The sequence below is a fragment of the Erythrobacter aureus genome (assembly GCF_003355455.1).
Lineage (GTDB): Bacteria > Pseudomonadota > Alphaproteobacteria > Sphingomonadales > Sphingomonadaceae > Qipengyuania > Qipengyuania aurea.
This window is the reverse complement of the sequence record NZ_CP031357.1, coordinates 1,568,821-1,580,460: the sequence shown is the minus strand read 5'-3', so window position 1 is coordinate 1,580,460 and position 11,640 is coordinate 1,568,821. Positions and strand designations below refer to the sequence as shown.

The window sequence follows — 11,640 nt, the reverse complement described above, 5'->3', positions numbered from 1 at the left end:
ATCCGGCGTCAGGCCGCACAGTGCGGGGCGGCCATGCCGTCCCCTGCCCGATGCGTCTCCACCAATCAAGCTTTGCTGCGGCGAATTGCCGGTATCCCGCTCCCTTTCCCCGGCTAATTCCCGAATACGGGAAGCGTCACCAGATCGTTGATCGTGACGAACACCATCAGCATAAGCACGAGGGCCACGCCGGCGCGGTACGCCACTTCGGTTCCACGGGGACCCACCGGCTTCCGGCGAACTGCTTCCGCCGCGTAGAAAGCCAGGTGCCCGCCGTCGAGAGCGGGGATTGGCAGGAGGTTGATGAATGCCAAGTTAAGCGAAATCAGTGCGACGAAATTGATGAAGGCCATGGCCCCAAGGCTGAGCTGCTCGCCCGAAAACTTGGCGATCTTGACCGGGCCGCCAAGCTCCTGAACCGAACGCTCGCCGGTGAAAATCTGGCCGATCCCGGTGACCATCATGTCGACGATGCCGATGGAATGGTCGACAGCCAGCCCCAGCGAGGAGGCGATACCCTGTGGTTCGAACTCGAAACCGGCTGCACCCGAGGCGACCCCGATCAGCCCGACCTTCGACACATTGCCGAAGCGATCCTCCATCTCCACGCTGCGCACGGGCACCGCAAAGGTCTGTTCGGCACCGTCGCGTTCGATCGTGATGTCGAGCGTGCGACCAGGATAGAGCATGATCGAATCCTGCACATCCCGGAAATCCTCCATCCGCTCACCTTCGACCGCCACGATCCGGTCACCCACCTCGATCCCGGCTGCACGTGCGGGCGATATCTCGGCGAACCGGGCGACGGTGAGCTGGCCGTCCGCATCGGCCGGAACCGGCTTGCCGTAGAAGGCGAAAAACCCCGCGAAGATCGCCAGGGTGAGAAGAATGTTGGTCGCGGGTCCCGCGAATACGATCAGCGCACGCTTCCACAGCGCCGCATGGTGAAAACTGCCCCGGCGCTCTTCAACGCTGGCCTGCGCCACCGCCTCGGCATCGGGAATACTGGCGGGGTTCATATCGCCCTTGAACTGCACATACCCCCCGAGCGGGAGTGCGGAAAGCTTCCACCGCGTGCCACGTTTATCGGTGAAACCCCAGATTTCCTTACCGAATCCGACCGAGAACGCTTCGGCATGAACGCCGAACCAGCGGCCGACGATATAGTGACCCAGCTCGTGAATCGTGACGAGCGGCCCAAGCAGCAACGGAAACCCGATGACATAATAGAGCCAAAGAGGCAGGTTCACTTCCACGGGTCAGACAGGCTCCAGAATACGGGTGGCGCGGCGGCGTGCATCCTCGTCAACGCGCAAGACCTCTTCGAGGGTTCGCGGTGCATCGGGCAGATCGTTCTGGTTCAGAACGTTTTCGACCAATACCGCGATCCTGCTGAACGCAATCTTACGATCGAGAAAGGCCGCCACCGCGATCTCGTTTGCGGCGTTGAGCACTGCCGGGGCGGCCCCGCCCGCCTCGGCCGCCTCGCGCGCCAGTCTGGTCGCGGGGAAACGTACCTCGTCCGGGGCGAAGAAGGTCATCTCGCCGATGGCAGGCAGATCGAGCGGCTCCATCGGCGTATCCATCCGCGCGGGCCAGGCGAGGCATGAGGCGATGGGAACGCGCATGTCCGACGGACCAAGCTGGGCCAGCGTCGACCCGTCGCGGTATTCTACCAGAGAGTGAATCACGCTCTGCGGATGGACAACAATGCGAATTCGGTCGAGCTTGAGCGGGAAAAGGTGATGCGCCTCGATCAGCTCGAGCCCCTTGTTGAACATGGTCGCGCTATCGACACTGATCTTGGCGCCCATGTCCCAATTGGGATGCGCGATCGCCTGTTCGGGCGTCACAGCGGAAAGGTCTTCGATCATGCGCAGCGGGCCGCCGCTGGCGGTCAGCGTGATCGACCGGACATCCCCAATCTCGCCACCCTGCAGGCATTGAAAAATCGCATTGTGTTCGCTGTCGACCGGCAGCAGCGTCGCGCCGTGTTTCGCAACAGCCGCGGTCATCACTTCGCCCGCCGAAACCAGCGCTTCCTTGTTGGCGAGCGCGATTGTCCCGCCCTGCTCTATCGCCGCCATGACGGGACCGAGCCCGGCACAGCCGACGATCGCCGCCATGGTGATGTCGACCGGGCGCGAGGCCGCTTCGCACAGCGCAGCGCGGCCGGCGGCCGCCTCGATCCCGCTTCCCGCCAAGGCATCGCGCAGGTCGCCGAGATAGCGTTCGTCCGCCACAACGGCGATATCCGCGCGGAATTCGCGCGCCGCCCTGGCAAGCTCGGCGACGTTCGAATTGGCGGTCAGGGCGGTCACCTTCCAGCTCTCGGCATTGCGGCGCACGAGATCGAGCGTCTGTTCACCGACCGAACCGGTCGCGCCAAGGATCGAAATCGAACGCTTCACCGCGCCGCGCCCAGCAACGCGCCCGCCAGCAACACTACGGGGATCATCCCGTCAGTCCTGTCGAAAACGCCGCCATGTCCCGGGATGAGCTTGGAGCTGTCCTTGACCCCGGCCTTGCGTTTGAGCCAGCTTTCGAAAAAATCGCCAGCCTGGGCCGCAACCGCCGTCACTGCCCCAAGAGCAAGAATCTGCCCCGCTTCGGCAAGATCGAAGAACATCGTACTGTCGCCCGACGTCGCTCTGGCCACGAAATAGATCCAGCCCGCGATCCACACCGACGCTCCGACAATGCCGCCCAACAGCCCGGCCCAGGTCTTCGACGGGCTGATGGAGGGAGCGATTTTCGGCCCGCCGAGCGTGCGGCCGAAGAAATAGGCGAAGGTATCGACGGAGACGACCGCGCCAACAACGCCGACGACGATCGGGATCGGAAACCGCGAGAGCATATAGCCCGCTATGCCGATATAGATCGCACCGGCCAGTATGCCTGCAAGGCGATAGGACACGTTCGGCGTAGCCTTGATCACCAGCAGGACGAATTCGAGCATGGTGACGAGCGCCACTGCAAGGATGAACCAGCCAAACCATGGAGCGCCCGCCAGCAATGCCCCGACCGCAAGCGCGATCATCACCGCGGCGGAAACGATCCGCACGGGAAGATCGGGGTTTTTCCGAACGGTCCCTTCCGCCACTGTCTCAGCGTCCGCCAAATCGCCTCTCCCTCTCCGCGAAATCGGCCAGCGCGCGTTTCAGGTGATCGGGCGTGAAGTCCGGCCACAGCACGTCGATGAACAGCATCTCTGCATAAGCCGCCTGCCACAAGAGAAAATTCGACAAGCGTACTTCGCCGCTGGTGCGGATCAGCAGGTCCAGCGGGGGGAGCGGGGCACTGTAGAGGTGACGCTCGATCGCCTCCTCGGTCACTTCGCCTGCTTCGGCGGCCTTGCGCGCCGCCTGCGTGATTTCGGCCTGAGAACCGTAGTTCAAGGCGACTGCCAGCGTGCGTGACCCTTTCGACGTCTTTTGCAGCGCATCCTCGAGCATTTCGACAATATCCGGCGCAAGCCCCTGCCAATTCCCGAGAATATGGAGTTTTATGTCATTGGCAATGAATTCAGGCAGATCCGATTTGATGAACTTGCGCATCAGGTTCATCAGATCATCGACCTCGTCTTCGGGTCGCTTCCAGTTTTCGGACGAAAACGCGTAGAGTGTCAGGCACTCGATAGACGTGTCCTTAAGGCTGCGCACGAGTTCGCGCACTGCCTCCACACCCTTGCGATGCCCCATCGCCCGCGGGAGGTGCTTGCGCTTCGCCCAGCGGCCATTGCCATCCATGATGATGGCGACGTGACGAGCGGTTCTGTCAGGGGACCTCACGCAAATTTCCGTTCGTATCGAGCGGTTGCGAAACACAGCCTCGAGAGGAATTCGAGACACATTTGCGCCGACGCCTCTCGGCTTCGCCCGAGGCGAATGGAGGCGGGGAGCAAGCCGATCACTGCGACAGGATTTCCTGTTCTTTCTTTTGCACCGTGGCATCGCATTCGGCGACATATTGATCGGTGAGCTTCTGCACCTCGGTCTCGCCGCGCTTCTGCTCGTCTTCCGAGATTTCCTTTTTCTTCTCGTCGTCCTTCAGCGCTTCCATGCCGTCGCGGCGTACATTGCGGATCGCGATCTTGGCCTTCTCGCCGTATTCTCCCGCGACCTTGGCGAGTTCCTTGCGGCGTTCCTCGGTCAGATCCGGCATCGGCAGGCGCACATTCTGCCCGTCGATCATCGGATTGAGTCCGAGATTGGCCTTGGCGATACCCTTTTCGACCGCAGTCACATTCGCTTTGTCCCACACCTGCACGCTGAGCATGCGAGGTTCGGGCGCGCTGACGGTGGCGACCTGATTGAGCGGCATCATCGAACCATAGACCTCGACCACCACGGGATCGAGAAGGCTGGTATTCGCCCGCCCCGTCCTCAGGCCCGACAAATCGCCCTTCAGGCTTTCCACGGCGCCCTTCATGCGGCGCTCGATATCGGTCTTGTCGTATTTGGCCATGGCGGTTTCCTCTATCTCTCTGAATTGTCTCAGTTCTGCACGATCGTCTGTGTGCCCTCACCCGCGATGACCCGGGCAAGGTTGCCCTTCTCGCGGATCGAGAAGACGACGATCGGGATATTGTTGTCACGGCATAGGGCGACCGCGCTGGCATCCATCACCTTCAGATTATCGGCGAGGACTTTTCCGTAGGTCACTGTGTCGTAGCGCTTGGCATCGGCGTTTTTCTTGGGATCGCTGTCGTAGACCCCATCGACGCTGGTGCCCTTGAGCAACGCGTCGCAATTCATTTCCGCAGCGCGCAAGGCCGCGCCGCTATCGGTGGTGAAATAGGGGGCGCCGACGCCCGCAGCGAAGATCACGATGCGACCTTTTTCAAGGTGACGTTCGGCGCGGCGGCGGATCACCGGCTCGCAGACCTGATCCATCTGCACGGCGCTCTGTACGCGGGTCTGAACCCCGAGCTGCTCCAGCGCGCTCTGCATCGCCAGCGCATTCATCACCGTGGCCAGCATTCCCATGTAGTCGGCCTGGGCGCGGTCCATCCCCTGAGCCGCGCCGGCCATCCCGCGAAAGATGTTGCCCCCCCCAATGACCAGGCAGAGCTCCAGACCAGTCTCCTTGGCCGCTTTCACTTCCTTGGCCAGTTCCATGACGAACGCCGGATCGATACCGAACTGCTGATCGCCCATCAGCACCTCGCCCGAAAGCTTCAGCAGGACACGTTTCATGGTCGATAAGGGCATGGATTCTCGCTCGGCATCAAGTTTGCGCGGCCTTAGAGCCCCAGCGGGCTGCTGCCAAGTGCGCCAGCGGTAAGTGGACTGTGGGCCGGACGATTTCCCCGACCCACGCGCCTGCGACGATCCCGCTGGTTTTTCGCCGGTTGCGATTCGCTGTTGGCGCCGTGAATTCCACGCTGGCAGCGTAAGGCTGCAGATCGAAAGCGCCTACCAAACCCGCATAAATCCGTCCGTCGACACGAAAACGGTCGCCGCACCGAAGCACGACGACCGTTCCCGAATACGAGCGACCCGAAAAGTACGGGCCGGGCTAATTGGTCATACTCGGAGTCTTTTTTCCAGTCCGGTATTTTACACAGTGCCCAAGATTATCCAGCAACGGCCGCCGCGACTTCCGCTGCGAAGTCCGATTCTTCCTTTTCGATGCCCTCACCGAGCTGGAAACGGACATAGTCCACCAGTTCGACTTTCGCGCCGATATCCTTGGCGGCCTGCTCGACGACTTGCGCGATGGGGGTTTTGTTGTCCATCACGAAGACTTGGCTGAGCAGAGCGTTTTCCTTGGCGTATTTAACAATCGCGCCTTCGACCATCTTTTCCTGGACGTTTTCGGGCTTACCGCTCTCGGCAGCCTTTTCGCGGGCGATCGCGCGCTCACGCTCGATCACGTCGGCATCAAGGCCTTCGGCGGTCAGCGCCTGCGGGAAGGCGGCGGCAATGTGCATCGCCAGCTTCTTGCCGAGCTCTTCGAGCTTGGCGGCATCGCCTTCGCTCTCGAGCGCCACCAGGACGCCGATCTTGCCGAGGTCGGGTGCGACCGCGTTGTGCATGTAGGGCACGATCACGCCTTTGGTGACCGAAACGGTCTTCATGCGGCGAACCTGCTGGTTCTCGCCGATGGTCGCGACATTGTCGGTCAGCTTGTCGGCAACAGTTCCACCATCGGGATAGGCGGCGGCCTTGAGTGCTTCGACGTCGTCATTCGATGCGTTGAGCGCGACCTGCGTGGTCTTGCGCACGAAATCCTGGAACTTGTCGTTCTTGGCGACGAAGTCGGTTTCCGAGTTCACCTCGACGGCGACGCCCTTGGTGCCTTCGACGGCAACGCCGACGAGACCTTCGGCGGCGGTACGGCTCGACTTTTTCTGAGCGGTGGCGAGGCCCTTGGCGCGCAGGGCGTCGACAGCGGCTTCGATATCGCCATTGGCGCCTTCGAGGGCCTTCTTGGCGTCCATCATGCCCGCGCCGGTCTTTTCGCGCAGGGCCTTCACGTCAGCGGCAGTGAATGCAGCCATGATAATTTCCTTCGTATAAAGTCAGTGTGCGGGCACCGGGCCTGCCCTTCTCGAGCCGCCCGGCGCGTAGATCGCTTGTGTGACGGGGAGATTGCGCTCCCCGGCCACATTTCCGGGCCTCAGGCCGCTACGGTTTCTTCGGGCGGGTTTTCCATGGCGCCGACATCGGCACCCGAATCCTGGATGCCTTCGCCCTTGCCGCTCTTGGCAGCTTCGGCGACCGCTTCGCAGTAGAGGCGGATGGCGCGGGCAGCGTCGTCGTTGCCCGGGACCGGGAAGGCGATACCTTCGGGATCGACGTTGGTGTCGAGCACAGCGACCACCGGGATACCGAGGACGTTGGCTTCCTTGATGGCCAGGTCTTCCATGTTGGCGTCGATCACGAACATCACGTCGGGAATGCCGCCCATGTTGCGGATGCCGCCGAGCGACATTTCGAGCTTGTCGCGCTTGCGGGTAAGGTCGAGCACTTCCTTCTTGGTCAGGCCCGCAGTGTCACCCGAGAGGCGCTCGTCGAGCGACTTGAGGTGCTTGATGCGTTCGCTGATGGTCTTCCAGTTGGTCAGCATGCCGCCGAGCCAGCGGTGGTTGACGTAGTGCTGGCCCGAAGCGAGCGCAGCTTCGCGGATCGCGTCCTGCGCCTGGCGCTTGGTGCCGACGAACAGCACCTTGCCGCCCGAACGCGCGGTCTGCTGCACGAAGTCGAGCGCGCGGGCGAAGAGCGGCACGGTCTGCGACAGGTCGATGATGTGGATGCCGTTGCGCGCGCCGAAAATGTACGGCTTCATGCGCGGGTTCCAACGGTGGGTCTGGTGGCCGAAGTGCGAGCCGGCCTCGATCAATTGCTGCATCGTGACGGTAGGAGCCGCCATAGTCATATTCCTTTCCGGTTATACCTCTGGAAAGCTGGAACCCGAATGCGGTCATGTCCCGCGGCGGGCACCGGTATGTGCGCCTTCCATGTGGATTTGCCCGCATGAAACCGGTCGGGAATCGACCCATTCTCTGCGGACCGCGCGCCTTTAGCCTCGTCGAAGAGAGAAATCCACCCTCGATTCACCGCAAAAATCTGGAATCCGGACGCGAAAAGCGCTTGACACTCAGGAACAAAAAGAGAACATTGTTCTCCTCGCCGGAACTGGCGGCGGCGATGACGGGTTTGTCCACCAAGTTTCCCCGCGCTGTCAACAGCTTTGTCGACAGCCGGGAAAGGAGAATTGAAATGTTCGCACTGTTGCTCATCACCCTCTTCGCCGCCGCCGCGGTGGTGGTTGCGGGCGTGCTTGCCGACGGCGGATTGCGCTGGTGGTCCGCTTTCGGCACGCTTCGGCGCGAATTGAACGGCGAGAACGCCCCGCTTCTGCCAAGCTTGCGCCCGGCAGTGCCGGTTTGCGGTTCCAGTACCGCCAACCGCTTCGCTCCGGCGCGCAGTCCGACAGGCAGAGTCAGCCGCGCCGCTTGATCCGCGCGTAGCGAAACAACGTATAGGGCAAGAGCAGAAGGTAGCCTGCGCAAATAGCGCTGAGCGTCCACCAGGGCTCGACCAGCAGAGCGGCGAACAGCAGCCCTACCAGCGCCAGCACCTCGAGACGGATTCCGCGGCGTGGACGAATCGATGTCCAACTCGGCGTCGCCATGTTGGAAATCATCAGCAGCGCGATAGCGACCAGCCAGACGCCGACGAAAATCGGATTGCGTAACTCATCGAGCCCGGTCGCCATCCACAAATAGAACGGCGCAAAGGCCAGCCCTGCCCCCAACGGCGCCGGCACACCGGTCAGAAAACCGAGCGATTTGTGCGGTTGGTCGGACACGTCGATCTGCGCATTGAACCGCGCGAGCCGCAAGGCGCAGCAGATCGCGAACGCCAATGCCGCGAACCATCCGATGCGCGGCTCCGCCGATAGCGACCAGAGAAAGATGATGATGGCGGGCGCCGTGCCGAAACTCAACGAGTCGGCAAGGCTGTCGAGTTCGGCCCCAAACCGCGATTGCGCCTTGAGCGCCCGGGCGATCCGGCCGTCGAGGCCATCGAGCAAGCCCGCAATGATCACCGCCACCACGGCAGCGCCCCAATTGGCGTCGATGGCAAACCGGATTCCGGTCAAGCCGGATCCCAATGCGGCAGCCGTGATAGCGTTGGGTATCATGGCGCGCAGCGTCAATGCGCGCGTGTGAACCTGGGTCGGCTGCTCGTCCTCGCTCGCCTTCGGCCCGAGTCGGCTACCGCCGTGTGGATCGTCCGACAGTCCATTCATTGAGAAACACCTTCGATCAGTTTTTGCGAGCCGATCTCCGCCAGAACCGTCTCGCCCGCGACGGTCCGCTGGCCGAGCAGGACCTTGGAATCGGTGCCGGAGGGAAGATAGACATCGACCCGGCTACCAAAACGGATCAGTCCGACGCGCTGGCCAATGCCGACCATATCGCCGGGTTTCACGAAAGGCACGATCCGCCGCGCCAGGAGTCCGGCGATCTGCGTGAAACCGATCTTGAGCCCGTCCGTCCGCTCGATCAGAATGTGCTGCCGTTCGTTTTCCTCGCTCGCCTTGTCCAGACCTGCATCGACGAAGCTGCCCGGTATATAGACTGCCCGCAGGATCGTCCCGGCGATCGGCGCGCGGTTGATATGGACGTCGAATACCGACATGAAAATCGAAATACGGGTGACCTTGCCCGGTTCGAGCCCGGCATGCCCGCTGCCATCATCGACGATCATTTCCGTGGGAGGATCGACTTCGGCAATCAGGGTCACGAGCCCATCGGCCGGCGCGACGATCAGCCCGTCGTCCTGCGGGACCACGCGTTCGGGGTCGCGAAAGAAGGCGAACACGCCCAGCGACAGCAACAATAGCGGCCAGCCCACGATTTCCCAGTCGAGGCCGATCAGGAAGACCAGGCTGATGACCACGGCAATGATGCCGAACTTGCGTCCCTCGGGATGGATCGGAGGCCATGACCAGCGAACATCGCCACGGCCACGATTATCGAGAAGGTTACCTGCCATTGCCGAGCCCTAGGCCCTGTGGCGAAGGGTCACAAGGTGTCATGCCATCTTGCGCACGAACACCGCACCGGCGGAATAGCCGGCCCCGAAACTGCAGATCAGGCCGACATCGCCTTCCGCAAGGTCTTCATTGTGCTTGTGGAAGGCGATGATCGAGCCTGCACTCGACGTGTTGGCATAGGTGTCGAGCACGGTCGGGCTTTCGTCCGGGCTGGCCTCGTGCCCCAAAACACGCTGCGCGATCAGGCGGTTCATCCCTGCATTGGCCTGGTGCAACCACAAACGCCGGAGCCCCCGGGGGTCGAGGCCGAGCTTGTCTGCCTCGGTCACGATCATCTCGGCGACCATCGGAACGACTTCCTTGAACACCTTGCGCCCTTCCTGGACGAACAGCTTGTCCGCCTTCCCCTGTCCTTCGGGAGAGGCGCGGTTGAGGAAGCCGAAATTGTTGCGGATGTTGTTGGAAAAGACCGTCTTGAGCCTGGTCCCGAGAATATCCCAGTGCTCGTCCGGAGCCATTGCGGCATCTTCGACTAGGACCGCCGTGGCCACATCGCCGAAAATGAAATGGCTGTCACGATCGCGCCAATTGAGGTGCCCGCTGGTGATTTCCGGGCTCACAACCAGGACGCTTCTGGCATTGCCCGAACGGACGTAATCCGCCGCCGTCTGAATACCGAAGGTGGCAGAGGAACAGGCCACATTCATGTCGAATCCGAAACCGTCGATGCCCAGTTCCCGCTGGATCTCTATCGCCATGGCCGGATAGGGCCGCTCCATATTCGATGCGGCGCACAGCACGGCATCGACATCGGCGGCATCGCGCCCGGCGCGCTCCAGTGCCTGACGCGCAGCCTTCACCCCGATTTCGGCCAGAATCGAAAGCTCCTCGTTCGACCGTTCGGGCCAGCGCGGCGCCATGACCTCGGGGTCGAGGATCGGGTCTTTCGCCATCACATGGCGCGCCCTGATCCCGCTGGCCTTTTCGATGAATTCGACCGAACTCGGCTGGAGCGGTTCCATCTCGCCGGCATCGATCGCTTGCGCATTTTGCGCATTGAACCGCTCGACATAGGCATTGAAGCTTTCGACCAGCTCTTCGTTCGTGATGGTCTCTTCAGGCGTGAAAAGCCCGGTGGAAGATATGACAGGGCGCCCGGTTAATTCGATCTTCTTGGTCATGACGGTTGACTAGGCGCGCTCTGGCCCGCCCGCAAGCATGAGGAGCGTGCGATCCGAAACACCCACTTCACATAGCCCTGGGCAACCGATACTGCTGGGACGATGCACGACACGCAGAATCCCCTTCCCAAGAGCTATTGCGACGCCTGTGCCATTCGCAACCGAGCGATCTGCGCCGATCTCGACGAGCGCGAAATCGCCCTGCTCAACGGAATCGGACGGCGCCGGAAACTGTCTGCCGGCGAGCAGTTGATGTGGGAAGGCGACGAGGCAGTTCTCGTGGCCAATGTGATCGAAGGCGTTTTGAAGCTCTCTTCGCATTCCGCCGATGGCAAGGAACAGATCCTGGGGCTCGTCTATCCTTCCGACTTCCTCGGTCGTCCCTTCGGTAAAACCTCGCCCTATGGGGTCGAGGCGCTGACCGATGCTCATATCTGCGTTTTCGAACGGACGGATTTCGACCGTTTTGCCCGCGAACATCCGCGTCTCGAGCATAAATTGCTCGAAAGAACCCTGAGCGAACTCGATCGGACCCGGCGCTGGATGCTGCTTCTGGGTCGAATGAATGCCGAACAGAAAGTCGCCAGCTTCCTGCTGGAAATGGCCGAACGGCTCGGCACGAACCAGGCTTCGGGGCCGGAAACCACCGTATCCCTGCCGCTTTCCCGGCAGCAGATCGCCGATGTGCTCGGCCTCACGATCGAAACGGTCAGTCGGCAACTGACCCGGTTGCGCGGTGCCGGGGCGATCGATTTGCCGTCCCGCCGGGAAATTGTCCTGCGCGACACGGCCGACCTGGAATCGCGAGCGGGCTGACCCCGATATTCGTTGCCGCACCGACGGGATGCGGGGCGATCAACGCGAAATTAACCAAGTTTCGCAAAAGCGGCAGAATGTCGAGCCAAGGTCGAACCCACGCCTGCCTACCGAGGCCTTCGCGAAGGCG

General features: G+C 61.9%; 13 protein-coding genes. 2 read left to right on the top strand and 11 right to left on the bottom strand.

What is annotated here, in order from left to right; genetic code table 11:
- Positions 1-113: 113 nt before the first annotated feature.
- From rseP to rpsB, 8 genes are all read right to left on the bottom strand, one after another.
- Positions 114-1,250: an RIP metalloprotease RseP gene (rseP, locus tag DVR09_RS07740; protein WP_115417853.1), complete on the bottom strand. Its 1,137-nt coding sequence runs from the start codon at positions 1,248-1,250 to the stop codon at positions 114-116.
- A gap of 9 nt (positions 1,251-1,259) precedes the next feature.
- Complete coding sequence (gene dxr / locus DVR09_RS07735; protein WP_115416425.1) at positions 1,260-2,411, bottom strand: 1-deoxy-D-xylulose-5-phosphate reductoisomerase; 1,152 nt, start codon at positions 2,409-2,411, stop codon at positions 1,260-1,262.
- Positions 2,408-3,121: a phosphatidate cytidylyltransferase gene (locus DVR09_RS07730; protein ID WP_234041362.1), complete on the bottom strand. Its 714-nt coding sequence runs from the start codon at positions 3,119-3,121 to the stop codon at positions 2,408-2,410. Before DVR09_RS07730 ends, dxr begins: the two co-directional genes overlap by 4 nt.
- Positions 3,108-3,749 carry a polyprenyl diphosphate synthase gene (uppS, locus tag DVR09_RS07725; protein WP_234041607.1) on the bottom strand — a complete coding sequence of 214 codons (642 nt, stop codon included), beginning with the start codon at positions 3,747-3,749 and terminating at the stop codon, positions 3,108-3,110. The genes DVR09_RS07730 and uppS overlap by 14 nt, the downstream gene beginning before the upstream one ends.
- Before the next feature lie 160 nt (positions 3,750-3,909).
- The gene (frr, locus tag DVR09_RS07720; protein ID WP_115416424.1) at positions 3,910-4,467 is read right to left on the bottom strand and encodes a ribosome recycling factor; all 558 of its coding nucleotides are present in this window, start codon (positions 4,465-4,467) and stop codon (positions 3,910-3,912) included.
- Positions 4,468-4,496: 29 nt separating this feature from the next.
- The gene (gene pyrH / locus DVR09_RS07715) at positions 4,497-5,213 is read right to left on the bottom strand and encodes a UMP kinase (protein WP_115416423.1); all 717 of its coding nucleotides are present in this window, start codon (positions 5,211-5,213) and stop codon (positions 4,497-4,499) included.
- Positions 5,214-5,578: 365 nt separating this feature from the next.
- Complete coding sequence (gene tsf / locus DVR09_RS07710; protein WP_115416422.1) at positions 5,579-6,505, bottom strand: translation elongation factor Ts; 927 nt, start codon at positions 6,503-6,505, stop codon at positions 5,579-5,581.
- Between the two features lie 119 nt (positions 6,506-6,624).
- Positions 6,625-7,377, bottom strand: coding sequence for a 30S ribosomal protein S2 (gene rpsB / locus DVR09_RS07705; protein ID WP_115416421.1), 753 nt, complete (start codon positions 7,375-7,377; stop codon positions 6,625-6,627).
- 104 nt (positions 7,378-7,481) lie between these two features.
- Between rpsB and DVR09_RS07700 the strand changes: the two genes are divergently transcribed.
- Positions 7,482-7,967, top strand: coding sequence for a hypothetical protein (locus tag DVR09_RS07700; RefSeq protein WP_162814888.1), 486 nt, complete (start codon positions 7,482-7,484; stop codon positions 7,965-7,967).
- Here the strand turns inward: DVR09_RS07700 and DVR09_RS07695 are convergent.
- From DVR09_RS07695 to DVR09_RS07685, 3 genes are read right to left on the bottom strand one after another with little or no spacing between them, the layout of a single operon-like run.
- Positions 7,951-8,763 (bottom strand): CDP-alcohol phosphatidyltransferase family protein, encoded by an 813-nt coding sequence (locus DVR09_RS07695; protein WP_115416419.1) that lies wholly within the window; start codon positions 8,761-8,763, stop codon positions 7,951-7,953. The genes DVR09_RS07700 and DVR09_RS07695 overlap by 17 nt on opposite strands.
- Positions 8,760-9,512, bottom strand: coding sequence for a phosphatidylserine decarboxylase (locus DVR09_RS07690; RefSeq protein WP_115416418.1), 753 nt, complete (start codon positions 9,510-9,512; stop codon positions 8,760-8,762). The genes DVR09_RS07695 and DVR09_RS07690 overlap by 4 nt, the downstream gene beginning before the upstream one ends.
- A 39-nt stretch (positions 9,513-9,551) precedes the next feature.
- Positions 9,552-10,694, bottom strand: a complete 1,143-nt coding sequence (locus tag DVR09_RS07685) for a beta-ketoacyl-ACP synthase III (protein ID WP_115416417.1) — start codon at positions 10,692-10,694, stop codon at positions 9,552-9,554.
- Positions 10,695-10,796: 102 nt separating this feature from the next.
- On the opposite strand from DVR09_RS07685, the gene DVR09_RS07680 reads away from it, so the two are divergent.
- Positions 10,797-11,510: a Crp/Fnr family transcriptional regulator gene (locus DVR09_RS07680; RefSeq protein WP_115416416.1), complete on the top strand. Its 714-nt coding sequence runs from the start codon at positions 10,797-10,799 to the stop codon at positions 11,508-11,510.
- Positions 11,511-11,640: the final 130 nt, after the last annotated feature.

Excerpts from the sequence above, each read along its gene's own strand:
- frr (WP_115416424.1), bottom strand. The coding sequence starts at position 4,467 with ATGGCCAAATACGACAAGACCGATATCGAGCGCCGCATGAAGGGCGCC.
- pyrH (WP_115416423.1), bottom strand. The coding sequence starts at position 5,213 with ATGCCCTTATCGACCATGAAACGTGTCCTGCTGAAGCTTTCGGGCGAG.
- rpsB (WP_115416421.1), bottom strand. The coding sequence starts at position 7,377 with ATGGCGGCTCCTACCGTCACGATGCAGCAATTGATCGAGGCCGGCTCG.
- DVR09_RS07685 (WP_115416417.1), bottom strand. The coding sequence starts at position 10,694 with ATGACCAAGAAGATCGAATTAACCGGGCGCCCTGTCATATCTTCCACC.
- DVR09_RS07700 (WP_162814888.1), top strand. The coding sequence starts at position 7,482 with ATGAAACCGGTCGGGAATCGACCCATTCTCTGCGGACCGCGCGCCTTT.
- DVR09_RS07695 (WP_115416419.1), bottom strand. The coding sequence starts at position 8,763 with ATGAATGGACTGTCGGACGATCCACACGGCGGTAGCCGACTCGGGCCG.
- tsf (WP_115416422.1), bottom strand. The coding sequence starts at position 6,505 with ATGGCTGCATTCACTGCCGCTGACGTGAAGGCCCTGCGCGAAAAGACC.
- DVR09_RS07680 (WP_115416416.1), top strand. The coding sequence starts at position 10,797 with ATGCACGACACGCAGAATCCCCTTCCCAAGAGCTATTGCGACGCCTGT.
- uppS (WP_234041607.1), bottom strand. The coding sequence starts at position 3,749 with ATGGATGGCAATGGCCGCTGGGCGAAGCGCAAGCACCTCCCGCGGGCG.
- DVR09_RS07690 (WP_115416418.1), bottom strand. The coding sequence starts at position 9,512 with ATGGCAGGTAACCTTCTCGATAATCGTGGCCGTGGCGATGTTCGCTGG.